This window comes from Bacillus cereus group sp. RP37 (genome assembly GCF_040459695.1).
Classification (GTDB): Bacteria; Bacillota; Bacilli; order Bacillales; family Bacillaceae_G; genus Bacillus_A.
Map to the genome: position 1 here is coordinate 1,716,986 of NZ_JARVHP010000001.1, position 12,588 is coordinate 1,729,573.

Consider the following 12,588-nt stretch of genomic DNA (forward strand, 5'->3'; position numbering starts at 1 on the left):
AATGGAATGGTTAGAGGAAACAATCCCATAAATCTGGGGGGAATAAAGATGATTTATGAACAAGCAACGAAAGAAATAACAGTGTTAATGAAAAGCGAGAGTTCAACTAGACAATTGGTTTACTAGCAAATTTAATTAGTGCATGGGCACTTATGAGACAAGGTGATGTAAAAAATAACGTGAATTTACGTAGCGCGTATTTACATGTTCTTGGAGATGCTTTAGGATCAGTGGGAGCATTAGTTGCGGGTGCACTTATGTCATTATTCTCATGGTATATTGCAGATCCAATTATTTCAGTAGTTGTAGCTTTATTAATTTTAAAGAGCGCGTGGGGAGTAACAAAACATTCCATTCATATACTTATGGAGGGTACACCAGTTGCAATTGAACTAGAGAAAGTGAAGCAAGCGATTAAAGGAGTAGAAGGTGTACGTGATTTACATGACCTTCATATTTGGACAATTACATCTGGATTAGATGCATTAAGTGTCCATGTAATGATTGATAAAAAACAGGATGATCAAGAAGTACTTCAACATATTATTGATATGCTAAAAAAAGAGTTCCATATTGAACATGCTACAATTCAAATTGAAACACTGAACATTAAACATAATGAAATGATTGTCTAATAAAATGCAAACAAAAGGCTATGGGGAAGTTCTCCATAGCCTTTTGTTTGCTCAAGTAGAATTGTTCTTTTTGAACGTTTTGTTTCAACTTTTCGTCTAAAGAGACAAAAAGTTGTCACAATTCGGTCACAATTAGCATAAACATAAAATAGACGAAATGAACTTATTTCCAAAAAGGCTTGATTCATTCCATTCATGATTAGTAGAGCTGAAAAAGCATGGATTAAAAGTTCACTATATTCTCAAGGAGGTAGATCGTATGAAAACTATTCTTGCTATCGCTGGGCTTATTTGGGTTTTATCACATGGCATTCCAATTTATGAAGGAGAACAAATTCGCAGTGCTCTAAATAAAAATTTTAATGAATATCACGTTATTGATCGGCAAGATAATGTTGTGACAGTTCGTGTAAATGACTGTTTTCATACGGTAACCGTTGAAGGAACTTCTGTAGTGAATGATACAAAAGTATGTGATCAGCAGTAATTATATATAGGCAGAAAAGAGTCTCAATTTATACGTGTATAAATTGAGGCTTTTATATTTATGGATGGATAATAAGCGGAGATAGATAATCTACGCTTATTATTCTTTTTTGAAAAAAGGAAAGGGTATCATGAAAATTGAGACTGAGAAGCTAATAAATTGTTAAGAATAAGCATAGAGCGGAAATATACTCATATGGGGTATCATACATAGATAATTAATGCTATAATTGGTATACTCGTAAAAGCAATTGTTTTATTGGATGAAGAGAAACTTTAAGAAGGTGATAATATGGATCATAAAGAGCATGAAGCGGTAACACATAGATCAGAAAAAGAAAAAGAACAAATTATAAATAGATTAAAGAGAATTGAAGGACAAGTCCGCGGTATTCAAAATATGATTGAAAATGATCGTTATTGCGTGGATATTTTAGTGCAAATTTCAGCGATTAATGCAGCGATGAAAAAAGTAGGAATGGGTGTATTAAAAAACCATACAAGTCATTGTGTTTCAGGCGCTATTAAAGATGGCAATGGTGACGAAGCAATTGAAGAATTAATGACGGTATTTGAACGTTTTTCAAAAGCATAAAAACAAGCTAGTATGTCACTGGCTTGTTTTTTTGTTTACCTTTATATAGGATTTTGGGGTATTGGTGTGAAAAAGTGTGTGTAAAATAAACTTTTAGAAAATAATTGAAAAATCATGATACAAAACCATTGATTACCTTAGGGGGGTATGGTAAGATGTAATTGTGATTAACAAACAATGAAGAAACAAGAGGAGGATTTTAAATGGAACAGTTAACATTACAAGTTGAAGGTATGTCTTGTGGACATTGTGTAAATTCAATTGAAAGCAGTGTGAAAGAACTAAACGGTGTTGAACAAGTGAAAGTTCAATTAGCAGAAGGAACTGTTGAAGTTACTATCAACTCATCAGTTGTAACGTTAAAAGATATCGTTGCTGTAATTGAAGATCAAGGGTACGATGTTCAATAATTATTTTTAGATATGGAAATAAATCGTACTTTATAGGAAGTACGATTTATTTTGTTAATAATTATACCTTGTGAGGGTATATAGAGGTGAGAGACATGAATGAACAAAAAGAGGCCAATCTTCAAATATCAGGAATGACATGTGCGGCATGTGCGAATAGAATTGAAAAAGGTCTGAAAAAAGTAGAAGGTGTTCATGATGCAAATGTAAATTTTGCACTTGAAAAAACAAAAATAATGTATGATCCCCAAAAAACAAATCCGCAACAATTTAAGGAAAAAGTTGAATCGTTAGGATATGGAATTGTCAGTGATAAAGCTGAGTTTACTGTTTCAGGGATGACATGTGCAGCATGTGCAAATAGAGTAGAAAAGCGTTTAAATAAGTTAGAAGGTGTGAACGGAGCGACAGTAAATTTCGCTTTAGAATCAGCTACAGTAGATTTTAATCCTGATGAAATTAATGTAAATGAAATGAAGAGTGCAATTACGAAATTAGGATATAAATTAGAAGTGAAATCAGATGAGCAAGATGGATCAACTGATCATCGCTTACAAGAAATTGAGAGACAAAAGAAGAAATTTATCATTTCGTTTATTTTATCATTTCCGTTATTGTGGGCAATGGTAAGTCATTTCTCATTTACATCGTTTATTTATTTACCTGATATGCTTATGAACCCTTGGGTGCAGCTAGCTCTTGCAACTCCAGTTCAGTTTATCATTGGTGGGCAGTTTTATGTTGGGGCTTATAAAGCGTTACGAAATAAAAGCGCCAATATGGATGTTCTCGTGGCACTTGGAACATCGGCCGCCTATTTCTATAGTGTATATTTAAGCATTCAATCTATCGGTTCTTCGGAACATATGACAGATTTATATTTTGAAACGAGCGCGGTACTTATTACACTAATTATTTTAGGTAAATTATTTGAGGCGAAAGCAAAAGGACGCTCGTCAGAAGCAATTAAAAAATTAATGGGATTACAGGCGAAAACCGCTACTGTTGTACGAGATGGAACAGAAATAAAAATTTTAATCGAAGAAGTGGTAGCTGGTGATATCGTTTATGTAAAACCAGGTGAAAAAATCCCAGTAGATGGGGAAATTGTAGAAGGAAAGTCAGCGATAGATGAATCGATGTTAACAGGTGAAAGTATTCCAGTTGATAAAACAATTGGGGATGGAGTAATCGGTTCTACAATAAATAAAAATGGCTTTTTAAAAGTGAAAGCAACTAAGGTAGGAAGAGATACTGCATTAGCTCAAATTATTAAAGTAGTAGAAGAGGCTCAAGGTTCAAAAGCTCCTATTCAAAGGGTAGCAGATCAAATTTCAGGTATTTTCGTACCGGTTGTAGTTGTGATTGCTATTATTACATTTGCAGTGTGGATGCTATTTGTTACACCTGGTGATTTTGGCGGAGCACTTGAGAAAATGATAGCCGTACTTGTTATCGCTTGTCCGTGTGCATTAGGTCTTGCAACGCCTACGTCTATTATGGCGGGATCAGGAAGATCGGCTGAGTATGGCATTTTATTTAAAGGCGGGGAGCATTTAGAAGCAACCCACCGATTAGATACAGTTATTCTAGATAAAACAGGTACTGTTACAAATGGGAAGCCGGTGCTAACAGATGTAATTGTAGCGGATGGATTCCACGAAGAAGAAATACTACGTTTAGTAGGAGCGGCAGAAAAAAATTCTGAACACCCACTTGCAGAAGCGATTGTAGAAGGAATTAAAGAAAAGCAAATTGATATCCCGAGTTCAGCAACGTTTGAAGCAATTCCAGGATTCGGTATTGAATCAGTTGTAGAAGGGAAACAATTATTAATTGGTACACGTCGATTAATGAAGAAATTCGATATTGATATTGAAGAAGTTTCTAAATCGATGGAAGCGCTAGAACGAGAAGGAAAAACAGCGATGCTTATTGCGATCAATAAAGAATATGCTGGTATAGTTGCCGTTGCGGATACTGTAAAAGATACTTCAAAAGCAGCTATCGCAAGACTTAAGAAAATGGGTCTAGACGTTGTTATGATTACAGGAGATAATACACAAACTGCTCAGGCAATTGCTAAGCAAGTTGGTATTGATCACGTAATTGCAGAAGTATTACCAGAAGGAAAAGCTGAAGAAGTGAAAAAACTGCAAGCGCAAGCTAAGAAAGTAGCAATGGTTGGAGATGGAATAAATGATGCTCCTGCACTGGCTACGGCGGATATCGGTATGGCAATTGGAACAGGTACGGATGTAGCGATGGAAGCGGCAGACATTACGTTAATCCGTGGTGATTTAAATAGTATTGCTGATGCAATCTTTATGAGCAAGATGACGATAAGAAATATTAAGCAAAATTTATTCTGGGCACTAGCTTATAATGGGTTAGGAATCCCGATTGCAGCGTTCGGTTTCTTAGCACCTTGGGTTGCTGGAGCTGCGATGGCATTTAGTTCTGTATCCGTTGTATTAAATGCATTACGACTACAAAGAGTGAAATTAAAAAAATAAAAATCTATAGAGTAATTGCATATGCTTTTAAACAAAAAACAATACTTTGAAATAAGTATTGTTTTTTGTTTATATAGAAAGAAAAAAGATATAATAAAGCAGAAATATTGAATACTAGATGGTAGAAAAGTTAAATGATAGTCTAGTAAGGAGGTTCATATATGTTAAAAGACACGATCATTAGAACATTCCATAAAGAGGATTTAGAACAAGTATTACAGTTGTTCTATGAAACAGTTCATACAATTAATGCAAAAGATTATAATGTATTACAGCTACAGGCATGGGCACCAGAGCGACTAGATAGAGAAAGTTGGTTAAATTCTTTAGAGAAGAATATTAGTTATGTAGCGGATCATAACGGTGTGATAGTGGGATTTGGGGATTATAATGATGAGTATTATGTAGATCGTCTCTTTACTCATAAAGATTATCAAGGGAAAAGGATAGCGTCATACATACTACAGAAGTTAGAAAAAGAAGCAGTGAACTTGGGGCATAGGGAGATATATACAGAAGCGAGTATTACAGCAAAACCTTTCTTTGAAAATAAAGGTTTTATTTGCATAAAGGAACAAAAGAAACAACATAATGGTCAGATTTTTACTAATTATGTAATGAAAAAAATAGCCCTCTCATAGACGAGAAGGCTATTTTTTCATTATTTTACAGCTTCTTTTAGTTCTTTACCAGCTTTGAAAGCAGGTACTTTAGAAGCTGCGATTTGCATTTCTTCACCAGTTTGTGGGTTACGGCCTGTACGAGCAGCTCTTTCGCGAACTTCGAATGTACCGAATCCGATAAGTTGTACTTTTTCACCAGCAGCTAAAGTGTTAGTGATTGATTCTACTACAGTTTGTACAACTACAGTAGCTTCTTTTTGAGAAATCTCAGCGTTTTGTGCTACGTTTTTAATTAATTCTGTTTTGTTCATGTTTTTCACCTCATATGTAAATAATGCTATTTAAGTTGTTATTATAACGTATAAAACATTCGAGAACAAGTGTACGCACATATATTCGTAAAAAAAATGAAATTTGTAATATTTTTTAGAGCCACTGTATAGACAGTTCATTTAAGCGGATACAGATTGTTTCTTTAATTCGGTTTGCTCTTTATTGGAAGGCAGTTTCTTATTATAAGATATAAAATAAGGTAGTGCTACAAATAACATACCTCCTACTAAGTTTCCGAAGAAAACAAAAATGAAGTTTGGAAAGTATTCACTCCAAGTTAACCGACCGGCAAAAATTACAGCTGGGATAACAAACATATTGGCTACAACGTGTTGAAATCCAATCGCAACAAAAGTCATAACTGGGAACCAAATGCCGATAATCTTTCCGATAAATTCTTTACTTCCCATACTGAGCCAAACAGCTAAACAAACGAGCCAATTACATCCGATTGCAGAAATGAAAGCTTGTAGTGGTGTATCTTGTAGTTTAGCTTGCGCAATAGAAACAGTTTTCGCTAAAAAAGCACCCTCTGTTAATCCGACAATATGACCGAAAAAATAAGCAACGAATATAGCACCTATGAAGTTGCTAAACGTAACAATAACTAAATTTCGAATGAAGTGAAATAAGTCGATTTTTTTATGAAGCCACGCCATTGAAACGGTCATCATATTGCCAGTTACTAACTCACCGCCTGCAAGAATAACGAGTATAAGACCGATTGGGAATACAGCGGCGCCTAGAAAACTAGTAAATGATCCCCAAGATTTTGGCATTGTTCCAATAACATGAATATCGAGTAAATACCCTAATGCTATGAAAGCACCACCAAAAAAACCGAGAATTAACATAGGAAGTAATGATAAATGAGCTTTTTTTCTTCCGGAATTAGCAGCAAGTTCCGTAATTTCTTCTGGTGTAAATACAGACATGAATAATCTCTCCTTAATAAGATGATGAAATGAATAGATGTAATATTTCTAAGAATCTACGTATTATAAAAATATGTTATGACTTCTGTATAAATTTGTCAAAGTGAATGGAGATAGAATTGGATATAACTAACAATGTTCGTGTTGTCACATTAATGTAACAATAAGGCTTTAAAGTACTTCTAGAGGTGAGAACATGCATACGCATCATGTGAAAAAAGAACAAAAAAAATCAATCGTCAAGATATTTATAATCAGTTTCATAAGCATAGTAATGATTTCAATAAGTTTGTATTTCTATGCGACAGAAATAGAACGGAAACTAGTAACAGTTACGTGGAATGAAATAGAAGCTTCTACAATTCCTAAAGAGTTTAATAATAAGAAAATATTACAATTCTCGGATGTACATTTAGGGCCAGAATTTACACTGAAACAACTAGAAAATTTGGTGGAGAAGATGAATGCGTTACATCCAGATGTAGTAGTTTTTACAGGGGATTTAATAGATAAGTTTGGATCGTATAAAGCCGAAAGAGAAGAGGCGAAAGGTATTTTACAGAAAATACATGCGCCCTTAGGGAAATATGCTGTGTTTGGGAATCATGATAGGGGCGGGGGAGGTAGTTTATTTTATAAAAAGTATATGGAGGAAGCTGGTTTTTCTGTGTTAGTAAATGAAGTGCAGAAAATTAAAGTGGAAAACGGCAAATATATTACAATATCAGGTTTGGATGATTTTCTATTAGGGAAGCCGCAAATAGATTCAACTTTAAAAAACTTGAAACAAAATGATTTCAACATGTTATTAGTACATGAGCCGGATGTTGTAACCAAAATCAATCGTTATCCAGTTAATCTTCAACTGTCAGGACATAGTCACGGAGGACAAGTCCAAATTCCTTTTGTAGGTCCGTTAATTACTACCAAACTAGCTGAGAACTATGTTGAAGGTATGTATGAAGTAGAGGGGAAGAGTAAGCCGTTATATTTATATGTAAATCGTGGCATTGGGACTACTAGGATGCCTGTTAGATTTTGGAGTGTACCTGAACTTTCAGTTTTTGTATTGAAGCAAAATAGTGACTAGAATGGTAGCGGGACTTTCAGAGAAAGTTCTTTTTTTATTGATTAAACACAGAATATTATGTAACTTTTATTTAAAGTGTTAAAAAAGAAAGGGGCATTTCTATGATAGAAACATGGCATAAAGAATTGGAAAGTTTATATAACCAAATGGTTTTGTGGCGAAGAGATTTTCATCAATACCCAGAGCTATCGTTTCAAGAAATAGAAACATCGAAAAAAATAGCTGAAATCTTAAAAAGCTTTCATATTAATGTGACAACAGATGTTGGGGGAAGAGGGATAATCGGCGTAATTGAGGGTGGAAAACCTGGGAAGACGATAGCGCTACGTGCTGATTTTGATGCGCTACCTATTCAAGATGAAAAGCAAGTTTCATATAAATCAAAGGTTCCTGGCGTAATGCATGCTTGTGGGCATGATGGACATACAGCAACACTTTTAGGAGTTGCAAAAATATTAAGTGACCATAGAGATCAGCTTTCTGGAAAAATAGTTCTTATACATCAACATGCAGAAGAGAAAGAGCCTGGCGGAGCAATTGCTATGATTGAGGATGGGTGTTTAGATGGTGTAGATGTTGTGTTTGGAACACATTTATCTTCTCAAATGCCTTTAGGAATGGTTGGATCGAAAGCTGGAGCAATGATGGCAGCAGCTGATTCTTTTGAAGTGAAGGTTCAAGGGCGAGGTGGTCATGGAGGTATGCCGCATCATACTGTAGATGCTATTATCGTTGCAACGCAAGTTATTAATCAATTACAACTTTTAGTTAGTAGAAAAGTAGATCCGCTTCAATCTGCAGTATTAACAGTAGGCACATTTCATGCTGGTCAAGCAGATAATATTATTGCAGATACTGCTACATTTACAGGGACCATTCGAACGCTAGATCCTGAAGTGAGAGAATATATGGAGAAGGAATTTAAACGAGTTGTTGAAGGGATTTGTCAGTCTCTTCATGCTGAAGTTACTATTCAATATAAACGAGGCTATCCAATATTAATAAATCATGTAGATGAAACACGTCATTTTATGACGGTTGCGGAACATGATCTTGGCAGAGAAAGGGTCATGGAAGTACCACCTATTATGGGGGGAGAAGATTTTGCATACTACTTAGAACATGTTCCTGGAGCATTTTTCTTCACAGGTGCGGGTAATGAAGAAATAGGAGCGACATATCCACATCATCATCCTCAATTTGATTTTGATGAACGAGCGATGTTAATTGGTGGTAAATTACTTTTAAGTCTTGTGAATAGTTATGTAAGAGATGAAAAAGAATCTTTTCATCATGTAGAAGTGAAAAAGTAATTTACATAAATAAAAAACAACAATAGGCCCTATAACCTATTGTTGTTTTTTATTATTTTTGCAAGGGAAGACCATCAAAATATGTTCTGTAATTATTAGAGAATTCAAAGTTGTTTTTTGCATCCCAATTAATAGACCAAGACATTAAACCGCGAAATGCAGGATAGCCACTCTGGTTAGAAATTTTATACTTTCCTCCGAACGGAACCCCTTTAATAATATAATTTAAAGCTTTTTTCATTTCAGTCGGAGAAATATATCCGCCACTTGGAGCTGCCGCTGGTGCTGCAGGAAGTCCAATCATTACCTGATCTGAACGAAGAGCTGGGAAAATGTTATTTGCATTACCACCTACAGGAAAACCATGTAAGAGCATGTCTGCCATAGCGACCTCGTAGTCTGCAGTACCTTGATTGTAATTATTACCGTCCATTCCAATCCCGCTACCAGCGTTGTAGTGTTGAACGTGAATGTATGTTAGTTTGTCTTTCACTCCGTAAATAATCGGTAAATATGCTCCCCAGATGCTTCCGTATGCGCTATAACCACCTTGAACATAAGCTGTTTCAGGAGCCATGCTTAATAGAAAATCTGGACCATAATGATCTGAGATTGTCCGAATAGCTGAAATAAGATTTACGATTTGAGGAGTAGTTGGGTTTTTGAAATTAGTGTCATTTCCGTTTAAGTAAACTCCTGACTCAAGGTCAATATCTATTCCATCAAAACCGTATTTATCGATCAGAGATTGTATGGAATTAATAAAACGTAGCTTAGCGGCATTGTCAGGAAGTAAAACGATCCCATTTTGTCCACCTATGGAAAGAACTACTTTTTTTCCTTTGTTTTTTAAATAAGAAATATCTGATTTGAACTCTGCATCCGTACCATACACAGGAGAAAATTCAACAGTGGAACGATCACTCCCAGTTTCACCGAAAGATACATTGATTACATCCCATTTTGGTGAAACGTCTCTTAATTTAATAATGCCAGTACCGTTATCAAAGTTATGCCAGTATCCAACGAGTAATTTTGATCCTAAATTGTTTGCTGCTTGTGCTTGAAAGGGAGCTAGCGGTAGCAGTAAGAAAATTACTAAAGTACAACAAATGAATTTGAACTTGTTTAACATATCAACACTCCTATACAAAAAGTTGTCTAGATGTATAATCTTGTTTATTTGATAATATCTGAAAATTCATTCTTTTGTAAGGTGACTATAATTTTCTCAACAATTGTATATGGGAAATTATTAAACCTAATGTAATAATTTCTGAAGGAGGTCGAATTGTGATTGTTAAATTCAGAATATTTTGATATATTTTAAAGTATAGGACAAGATTTTTCGCATAATACTCTTACATAAAGTGAAACTTTAATCAGTGGGGGTTTTGTTCATCCCCCGCTGATTATCAGCCCTCACCAATCGGGCTTTTACGGGCAGTAGATCCCCATCTAACTTCATTGCTTCCGCTGAATTTTGAGATGGGGGTCTTACTGCCTGTTAATGCGTGATAAATTTCAAAATTAAGTTTGGAAGGGGATGTACAAGAGTTGGATAAAAATCTTAAGAAAGACCTTAAAATACGCCACATTACAATGATCTCAATCGGTGGCGTAATAGGAGCCGGTTTGTTTGTTGGAAGTGGGGCGGTTGTGCATTCAGCAGGGCCAGGTTCTATCGTTTCATATGCATTAGCAGGACTTCTAGTTATTTTCGTTATGAGAATGCTTGGGGAAATGGCAGCTATTAACCCGACAAGTGGGTCATTTGCAACATATGCAAGAGAAGCAATTGGTCCATGGGCAGGTTATACAATTGGGTGGCTATATTGGTTTTTCTGGGTAATTGTTATTGCAATAGAAGCTACAGCAGGTGCTGGTATTATTCAATACTGGATTCCAGAAATTCCACTCTGGCTATTAAGCTTAATATTAACGATTTTATTAACATTGACGAATGTTTTCTCGGTGAAATCATTTGGAGAGTTTGAATATTGGTTTTCTTTTATTAAAGTAATAAGTATTGTTTTGTTCCTTTGTCTTGGACTAGCTGTTATTTTAGGGTTTGTACCAGGAACGGAAGCACCTGGCACCTCGAATTTAGTAGGGCAAGGAGGATTTATGCCAAATGGTATAAGTTCGGTGCTACTTGGAATTACCGTCGTTATATTTTCATTTATGGGATCTGAGATTGTTGCGGTAGCAGCCGGAGAGTCTGCTGAACCTGTAAAAGCAGTCAAAACAGCAACAAATAGTGTGATTTGGCGTATTCTCGTATTTTTTATTGGTTCTATTGCTGTAGTCGTTACACTCCTCCCATGGAATTCAGCAAACATATTAAAAAGTCCATTCGTAGCGGTACTGGAACATATAGGAATACCTGCGGCAGCGCAAATTATGAATTTTATTGTTCTAACAGCCGTACTTTCTTGTTTAAATTCGGGTTTATATACAAACTCAAGAATGCTTTTTTCGATGGCAGAAAGAGGAGATGCTCCAAAGGTATTTTTGAAATTGAACAGTAGTGGTGTTCCAGTTCGAGCGGTTTTATTTGGAACTTTCTTTGCTTACATTGGAGTTGTTTTTAGTTACATATCTCCAGATAAAGTATTTTTATTTTTAGTGAATGCATCTGGCGGGATTGCGTTACTCGTTTATCTCGTTATAGCAATTTCACATTTAAAGATACGTAAAAAAATGGGACAAGCGGAACAACAAAATTTGAAAGTGAAAATGTGGCTTTTTCCGTATGTAACGTATGTTACAATTGCCGCTATTATAGCAGTTTTAGTTGCAATGCTTGCAATTGAATCTTTACGTTCACAAGCACTATTAACGATGCTTGTTACTATTCTTATAATAATTTCTTATTTTATTTTTAATAGAAATAAAAATAGTACAGTGTTGTATCCAAAAAGTAGGGATGAAGAATCCGTTCGCTTCTAATTTCTTGTTTTTGAAGAAAAGGTACATCCAATCATTGCTAGAAAAGATTCATATATAAGTAAAGAAAAGAGTAATTACTATTGTCATAGTGAATATAAACTTTTTTCTTGACTTTTTATACGAAGGCGAGCAGAATGGTAAAAAAGGAAGGGGGGATGACGATGGAAGAGTACGTATTAGAGCTGTATAACCTGTTATATACGACAGAATGGCAAGATATTGTTTCGTTTCTAGGAATAGTATTTTGTATGAAAATTGTAATTGTATATATGGAAGAGCAAGGTATGTTCTATTCCTTCTCATCTCCGTTCGATGTGCAACGCGAGCCGTTGCTGAACTATGCCAAGGTAAATTACGAACAATTTCCTTTTGTAATTTTCTTTATGATTCGATTTATAACAGCAATTGTAAAGAAAAAGGAAAGTGACGATGAAGAGTACCACTCAACTTGTAATATAGCGACTGCTCTATAAGCTAAATACAAGGAGGAGATTTATATGTGGTTTCGATTTCTTATGATTGGTTTCTTTTCATTAACAGCAATTTCTTTAATGGGATATCAAGTGTCTGAAATTTATCAAGCATATAGCAATACGTTTTTTAACAAAAACTAATTACATTGCTATTTAAATAATAAAGCGATAAAATCCTTCTTAAGAAGTTTTGTTAAGAAGGATTTTTTTCTTTGCTCTGTCTTACT

Annotated in this window: 12 protein-coding genes and 1 pseudogene; 10 read left to right on the plus strand and 3 right to left on the minus strand. The window is 35.0% G+C overall.

What is annotated here, in order from left to right:
• Positions 1 to 110 precede the first annotated feature (110 nt).
• From QCI44_RS09130 to QCI44_RS09155, 6 genes and pseudogenes are all read left to right on the plus strand, one after another.
• Positions 111 to 635, plus strand: a pseudogene (locus tag QCI44_RS09130) (cation diffusion facilitator family transporter); the annotation flags it as partial.
• Positions 636 to 894: 259 nt separating this feature from the next.
• Entirely contained in the window at positions 895 to 1,122 is a 228-nt protein-coding gene (locus tag QCI44_RS09135; RefSeq protein WP_000849106.1) for a hypothetical protein, read from the plus strand.
• Between the two features lie 291 nt (positions 1,123 to 1,413).
• The gene (locus tag QCI44_RS09140) at positions 1,414 to 1,716 is read left to right on the plus strand and encodes a metal-sensing transcriptional repressor (protein WP_000349636.1); all 303 of its coding nucleotides are present in this window, start codon (positions 1,414 to 1,416) and stop codon (positions 1,714 to 1,716) included.
• Between the two features lie 203 nt (positions 1,717 to 1,919).
• Entirely contained in the window at positions 1,920 to 2,126 is a 207-nt protein-coding gene (gene copZ / locus QCI44_RS09145) for a copper chaperone CopZ (RefSeq protein WP_016135194.1), read from the plus strand.
• Positions 2,127 to 2,221: 95 nt separating this feature from the next.
• Entirely contained in the window at positions 2,222 to 4,642 is a 2,421-nt protein-coding gene (locus QCI44_RS09150) for a heavy metal translocating P-type ATPase (RefSeq protein ID WP_016135193.1), read from the plus strand.
• Between the two features lie 161 nt (positions 4,643 to 4,803).
• The gene (locus QCI44_RS09155) at positions 4,804 to 5,283 is read left to right on the plus strand and encodes a GNAT family N-acetyltransferase (RefSeq protein ID WP_016135192.1); all 480 of its coding nucleotides are present in this window, start codon (positions 4,804 to 4,806) and stop codon (positions 5,281 to 5,283) included.
• A gap of 20 nt (positions 5,284 to 5,303) precedes the next feature.
• Here the strand turns inward: QCI44_RS09155 and QCI44_RS09160 are convergent, their stop codons facing one another.
• The gene (locus QCI44_RS09160) at positions 5,304 to 5,576 is read right to left on the minus strand and encodes an HU family DNA-binding protein (RefSeq protein WP_001043904.1); all 273 of its coding nucleotides are present in this window, start codon (positions 5,574 to 5,576) and stop codon (positions 5,304 to 5,306) included.
• Between the two features lie 141 nt (positions 5,577 to 5,717).
• Entirely contained in the window at positions 5,718 to 6,533 is an 816-nt protein-coding gene (locus QCI44_RS09165; protein ID WP_016135191.1) for a formate/nitrite transporter family protein, read from the minus strand.
• 196 nt (positions 6,534 to 6,729) lie between these two features.
• Between QCI44_RS09165 and QCI44_RS09170 the strand changes: the two genes are divergently transcribed.
• Both QCI44_RS09170 and QCI44_RS09175 read left to right on the plus strand, forming a co-directional pair.
• On the plus strand, positions 6,730 to 7,623 hold the full coding sequence (locus QCI44_RS09170; RefSeq protein WP_016086698.1) for a metallophosphoesterase: 894 nt from the start codon (positions 6,730 to 6,732) through the stop codon (positions 7,621 to 7,623).
• 101 nt (positions 7,624 to 7,724) lie between these two features.
• Complete coding sequence (locus tag QCI44_RS09175) at positions 7,725 to 8,936, plus strand: M20 metallopeptidase family protein (protein WP_016135190.1); 1,212 nt, start codon at positions 7,725 to 7,727, stop codon at positions 8,934 to 8,936.
• Positions 8,937 to 8,988: 52 nt separating this feature from the next.
• Here QCI44_RS09175 and QCI44_RS09180 read toward each other — a convergent pair whose 3' ends face one another.
• Positions 8,989 to 10,071: a chitinase gene (locus tag QCI44_RS09180; RefSeq protein WP_098986040.1), complete on the minus strand. Its 1,083-nt coding sequence runs from the start codon at positions 10,069 to 10,071 to the stop codon at positions 8,989 to 8,991.
• Positions 10,072 to 10,493: 422 nt separating this feature from the next.
• On the opposite strand from QCI44_RS09180, the gene gabP reads away from it, so the two are divergent.
• Positions 10,494 to 11,888 carry a GABA permease gene (gene gabP / locus QCI44_RS09185; RefSeq protein WP_016135188.1) on the plus strand — a complete coding sequence of 465 codons (1,395 nt, stop codon included), beginning with the start codon at positions 10,494 to 10,496 and terminating at the stop codon, positions 11,886 to 11,888.
• 134 nt (positions 11,889 to 12,022) lie between these two features.
• Positions 12,023 to 12,361, plus strand: a complete 339-nt coding sequence (locus QCI44_RS09190) for a hypothetical protein (RefSeq protein WP_116349040.1) — start codon at positions 12,023 to 12,025, stop codon at positions 12,359 to 12,361.
• Positions 12,362 to 12,588: the final 227 nt, after the last annotated feature.

Coding starts and splice junctions, on each gene's coding strand:
- QCI44_RS09165 (WP_016135191.1), bottom strand. CDS start 6,533: ATGTCTGTATTTACACCAGAAGAAATTACGGAACTTGCTGCTAATTCC.
- QCI44_RS09155 (WP_016135192.1), top strand. CDS start 4,804: ATGTTAAAAGACACGATCATTAGAACATTCCATAAAGAGGATTTAGAA.
- QCI44_RS09170 (WP_016086698.1), top strand. CDS start 6,730: ATGCATACGCATCATGTGAAAAAAGAACAAAAAAAATCAATCGTCAAG.
- QCI44_RS09160 (WP_001043904.1), bottom strand. CDS start 5,576: ATGAACAAAACAGAATTAATTAAAAACGTAGCACAAAACGCTGAGATT.
- QCI44_RS09140 (WP_000349636.1), top strand. CDS start 1,414: ATGGATCATAAAGAGCATGAAGCGGTAACACATAGATCAGAAAAAGAA.
- QCI44_RS09190 (WP_116349040.1), top strand. CDS start 12,023: ATGGTAAAAAAGGAAGGGGGGATGACGATGGAAGAGTACGTATTAGAG.
- QCI44_RS09175 (WP_016135190.1), top strand. CDS start 7,725: ATGATAGAAACATGGCATAAAGAATTGGAAAGTTTATATAACCAAATG.
- copZ (WP_016135194.1), top strand. CDS start 1,920: ATGGAACAGTTAACATTACAAGTTGAAGGTATGTCTTGTGGACATTGT.
- QCI44_RS09180 (WP_098986040.1), bottom strand. CDS start 10,071: ATGTTAAACAAGTTCAAATTCATTTGTTGTACTTTAGTAATTTTCTTA.
- QCI44_RS09135 (WP_000849106.1), top strand. CDS start 895: ATGAAAACTATTCTTGCTATCGCTGGGCTTATTTGGGTTTTATCACAT.
- QCI44_RS09150 (WP_016135193.1), top strand. CDS start 2,222: ATGAATGAACAAAAAGAGGCCAATCTTCAAATATCAGGAATGACATGT.